Source organism: Shigella sp. FC1661 (genome assembly GCF_001712525.1).
GTDB classification, from domain to species: domain Bacteria; phylum Pseudomonadota; class Gammaproteobacteria; order Enterobacterales; family Enterobacteriaceae; genus Escherichia; species Escherichia coli.
Genome location: NZ_MDGW01000200.1, coordinates 1 through 3,747, shown reverse-complemented (window position 1 = coordinate 3,747; position 3,747 = coordinate 1). Strand labels below are relative to the sequence as shown.

The window sequence follows — 3,747 nt, the reverse complement described above, 5'->3', positions numbered from 1 at the left end:
GGTAAGCCCGGCGGGGTGATGTTCCACAGCGATCAGGGCAGTCATTATACGAGCAGGCAGTTCCGGCAGTTATTGTGGCGATACCAGATCAGACAGAGTATGAGCCGGCGCGGAAACTGCTGGGATAACAGCCCAATGGAACGCTTCTTCAGGAGTCTGAAGAACGAATGGATGCCGGTGGTGGGTTACGTAAGCTTCAGCGAGGCAGCTCACGCCATAACGGACTATATCGTTGGATATTACAGCGCACTAAGACCGCACGAATATAACGGTGGGTTACCCCCAAACGAATCGGAAAATCGATACTGGAAAAACTCTAACTCGGTGGCCAGTTTTTGTTGACCACTTCAATGTTGCTTTTGACTTCAAGTAATCGACGCAACACCAGTCGACCGATACGACCAAAACCGTTAATACCAACCTTACTCATGGTTTTCTCCTGTCAGGAACGTTCGGATGAAAATTGATCCTTTCCAGGCTTAGCCCAGGATTGTGGGATGGGCAATCTCCATTCTTACAGTGAAACGTAACGTACTGAAAACGGGTGAACAATATTTAATGAAATTTTGAGAAAAGCCCGTTATGTTAACGGAAAATTATGTTAAAGCAGGAAATGTTATGGAAAATAAATACTCAAGGTTACAAATCAGCATTCACTGGCTGGTCTTTTTGCTGGTTATCGCAGCGTATTGCGCAATGGAGTTTCGGGGTTTCTTCCCACGTAGCGATCGGCCACTCATCAACATGATTCATGTTTCCTGCGGCATCTCAATTCTCGTGCTGATGGTCGTTCGTCTTTTGTTAAGGCTGAAATACCCAACCCCGCCGATTATACCTAAGCCAAAACCGATGATGACGGGACTGGCGCATTTGGGACATTTGGTGATTTATCTCCTGTTTATTGCGCTGCCAGTGATTGGTTTGGTGATGATGTATAACCGGGGCAACCCGTGGTTTGCGTTTGGTTTGACGATGCCTTACGCTTCAGAGGCCAATTTCGAACGGGTTGATAGCTTAAAGTCGTGGCATGAAACGCTGGCGAATCTGGGATATTTTGTCATCGGGTTGCACGCTGCGGCTGCACTGGCACACCACTATTTCTGGAAGGACAACACACTTCTACGCATGATGCCGCGTAAACGTTCCTGAAGGATATTTAAAGAAAACGCCTGTACTAAAACCGACCCGTGGTACAGGCGAAGAATACGGGTCTACATCGGAAGCGCCTATTATATTTATTTGTATGACAAATAAAACCATAATCCTTGCCCATACGTCCATCTGGCTTATTTTTAATCAATTCACCCGATCTTTGATCTCATCTACGGTATCAAAATAAACCAGCGTATAACGTTCAAATCGAACATAAGATTCGATAAACCATGGAGGTTATATGAAAAAACTGGCACTTATTTTGTTTATGGGAACGCTTGTTTCCTTTTATGCCGATGCCGGGCGCAAACCCTGTTCTGGTTCGAAAGGGGGGATCTCACACTGTACGGCAGGCGGCAAATTTGTCTGTAATGATGGTTCTATTAGTGCCTCGAAAAAAACATGCACTAACTGAAGTGTAAAAGGGGTGCCATGAGAAAATGAATCTGCTAGTCAGATGCGCGGGGAAAATCCCCGCGCTTGCCCTTACCTGGACGTGCAGGCCATGAGCGCAGCAACCTCCTTATCACCGTCCCGGAACCGCAGTTCGTAGAGCGTTTGTCGGGTCAGGAGTGTGAATGTCAGAATCGTAATGCAGATAATGAGCAGACACACCACCAGAGGGTTGTGCTTCATAGCCTTTCTCCTTGCCGGATGGCGGGTAAGAGGCTAAGATCTGAATTGCTAGGTTCATTCGTTGGCCTCGGTTGATAGAAATATCGGTCGGGGCCTTCGTCTTTCTGATTCCCGGTTAGCCTGAAAACAGAAAGTCTCAGGCACCCGCAGGCATCCTATGAGGTTTCCTTAGGGACGAAAATAATCACTTCACGAAATTGCGTGCTGTTTTCCAGAATTTTTCGTCATTCGGATTAGCCAGTTTAGCCATTCGTTACTCTCTTCATTCCAATAGCATTAATTTTCTCTGCAATAATTGTTGTAAAAATGTGACGCAAAGAGGTTTTTGGTCATAAGTAATTACCGTCAAGTGCCGATGACTTTCTATCAGGAGTAAACCTGGACGAGAGACAACGGTAATGAATACAACTCTCTCACAGCGATTAGGTTTTTTGCATCACATCAGGCTGGTTCCGTTATTTGCCTGCATTCTTGGCGGTATCTTAGTTCTATTCGCATTAAGTTCTGCTCTGGCTGGCTATTTCCTCTGGCAGGCCGATCGCGATCAGCGTGATGTTACTGCGGAGATTGAGATTCGGACCGGGTTAGCGAACAGTTCAGATTTTTTGCGTTCAGCCCGGATCAATATGATTCAGGCCGGGGCTGCGAGTCGTATTGCGGAAATGGAAGCAATGAAGCGAAATATTGCGCAAGCCGAATCGGAGATTAAACAGTCGCAGCAAGGTTATCGTGCTTATCAGAATCGACCGGTGAAAACACCTGCTGATGAAGCCCTCGACACTGAATTAAATCAACGCTTTCAGGCTTATATCACGGGTATGCAACCTATGTTGAAATATGCCAAAAATGGCATGTTTGAAGCGATTATCAATCATGAAAGTGAGCAGATCCGACCGCTGGATAATGCTTATACCGATATTTTGAACAAAGCCGTTAAGATACGTAGCACCAGAGCCAACCAACTGGCCCATCAGCGCACCCGCCTGGGTGGGATGTTCATGATTGGCGCGTTTGTGCTTGCCCTGGTCATGACGCAGATAACATTTATGGTGCTACGTCGGATCGTCATTCGTCCACTGCAACATGCCGCACAACGGATTGAAAAAATCGCCAGTGGCGATCTGACGATGAATGATGAATCGGCGGGTCGTAATGAAATCGGTCGCTTAAGTCGTCATTTACAGCAAATGCAGCATTCACTGGGGATGACAGTAGGGACTGTTCGACAGGGCGCGGAAGAGATTTATCGTGGCACCAGCGAAATTTCAGCTGGCAATGCGGACCTGTCATCTCGCACCGAAGAACAAGCGGCGGCTATCGAACAAACTGCCGCCAGCATGGAGCAACTCACTGCGACGGTGAAACAGAATGCGGATAACGCGCATCATGCCAGCAAACTGGCGCAAGAGGCTTCTATTAAAGCCAGCGATGGCGGGCAGACGGTTTCCGGTGTAGTAAAAACGATGGGCGCTATCTCCACGAGTTCGAAGAAAATTTCTGAGATCACCGCCGTCATCAACAGTATTGCTTTCCAGACGAATATTCTGGCACTGAATGCTGCCGTTGAAGCCGCGCGAGCGGGTGAGCAAGGGCGTGGATTTGCCGTTGTCGCCAGCGAAGTACGGACACTCGCAAGTCGCAGCGCTCAGGCGGCGAAAGAGATTGAAGGCTTGATCAGTGAATCAGTCAGGTTAATTGACCTGGGGTCGGATGAGGTGGCAACGGCCGGGAAAACCATGAGCACTATTGTTGATGCCGTCGCGAGTGTCACACATATCATGCAGGAAATCGCCGCCGCCTCGGATGAACAAAGTAGAGGCATAACGCAGGTTAGCCAGGCGATTTCTGAAATGGATAAGGGTAAGCGTGCAGCAAGAACCGTATTGACGGGGATGTGTTATTCAGTCGGCAGTGCTACGCGCCAGGGGAGCAGTTCGCCGACCCGGTTTATCGGCCAGT

The 3,747-nt window shown here is 48.2% G+C and carries 6 protein-coding genes and 1 pseudogene; 5 read left to right on the top strand and 2 right to left on the bottom strand.

Annotated elements, in window-relative coordinates; all coding sequences use genetic code 11:
- The coding region (locus BFF42_RS12600) for an integrase core domain-containing protein (RefSeq protein WP_073841232.1) at window positions 1-342 on the top strand (342 nt) is incomplete at its 5' end.
- Here the strand turns inward: BFF42_RS12600 and BFF42_RS12595 are convergent.
- Window positions 332-430: pseudogene (locus tag BFF42_RS12595) on the bottom strand (glyceraldehyde 3-phosphate dehydrogenase NAD-binding domain-containing protein); the annotation flags it as partial. The gene BFF42_RS12600 and the pseudogene BFF42_RS12595 sit on opposite strands and share 11 nt — an antisense overlap.
- Before the next feature lie 188 nt (window positions 431-618).
- Between BFF42_RS12595 and cybB the strand changes: the two are divergent.
- The 3 genes from cybB to yncP all read left to right on the top strand — a co-directional run bounded on the left by cybB (window position 619) and on the right by yncP (window position 1,661).
- The gene (cybB, locus tag BFF42_RS12590; RefSeq protein WP_000428998.1) at window positions 619-1,149 is read left to right on the top strand and encodes a cytochrome b561; all 531 of its coding nucleotides are present in this window, start codon (window positions 619-621) and stop codon (window positions 1,147-1,149) included.
- Between the two features lie 244 nt (window positions 1,150-1,393).
- Window positions 1,394-1,567 (top strand): YdcA family protein, encoded by a 174-nt coding sequence (locus BFF42_RS12585; RefSeq protein ID WP_000731833.1) that lies wholly within the window; start codon window positions 1,394-1,396, stop codon window positions 1,565-1,567.
- Window positions 1,568-1,592: 25 nt separating this feature from the next.
- The gene (gene yncP / locus BFF42_RS27260) at window positions 1,593-1,661 is read left to right on the top strand and encodes a hypothetical protein (protein ID WP_212591405.1); all 69 of its coding nucleotides are present in this window, start codon (window positions 1,593-1,595) and stop codon (window positions 1,659-1,661) included.
- Here the strand turns inward: yncP and hokB are convergent.
- A complete protein-coding gene (hokB, locus tag BFF42_RS12580; protein ID WP_001320773.1) occupies window positions 1,639-1,788 on the bottom strand; it encodes a type I toxin-antitoxin system toxin HokB in 150 nt (49 codons plus the stop codon). The genes yncP and hokB overlap by 23 nt on opposite strands.
- A gap of 398 nt (window positions 1,789-2,186) precedes the next feature.
- Between hokB and trg the strand changes: the two genes are divergently transcribed.
- The coding region (gene trg, locus BFF42_RS12575) for a methyl-accepting chemotaxis protein Trg (protein ID WP_252866570.1) at window positions 2,187-3,747 on the top strand (1,561 nt) is incomplete at its 3' end.

What these genes read in the sequence shown, in the direction of transcription:
- cybB (WP_000428998.1), top strand. Translation starts at nt 619, where the DNA reads ATGGAAAATAAATACTCAAGGTTACAAATCAGCATTCACTGGCTGGTC.
- BFF42_RS12585 (WP_000731833.1), top strand. Translation starts at nt 1,394, where the DNA reads ATGAAAAAACTGGCACTTATTTTGTTTATGGGAACGCTTGTTTCCTTT.
- hokB (WP_001320773.1), bottom strand. Translation starts at nt 1,788, where the DNA reads ATGAAGCACAACCCTCTGGTGGTGTGTCTGCTCATTATCTGCATTACG.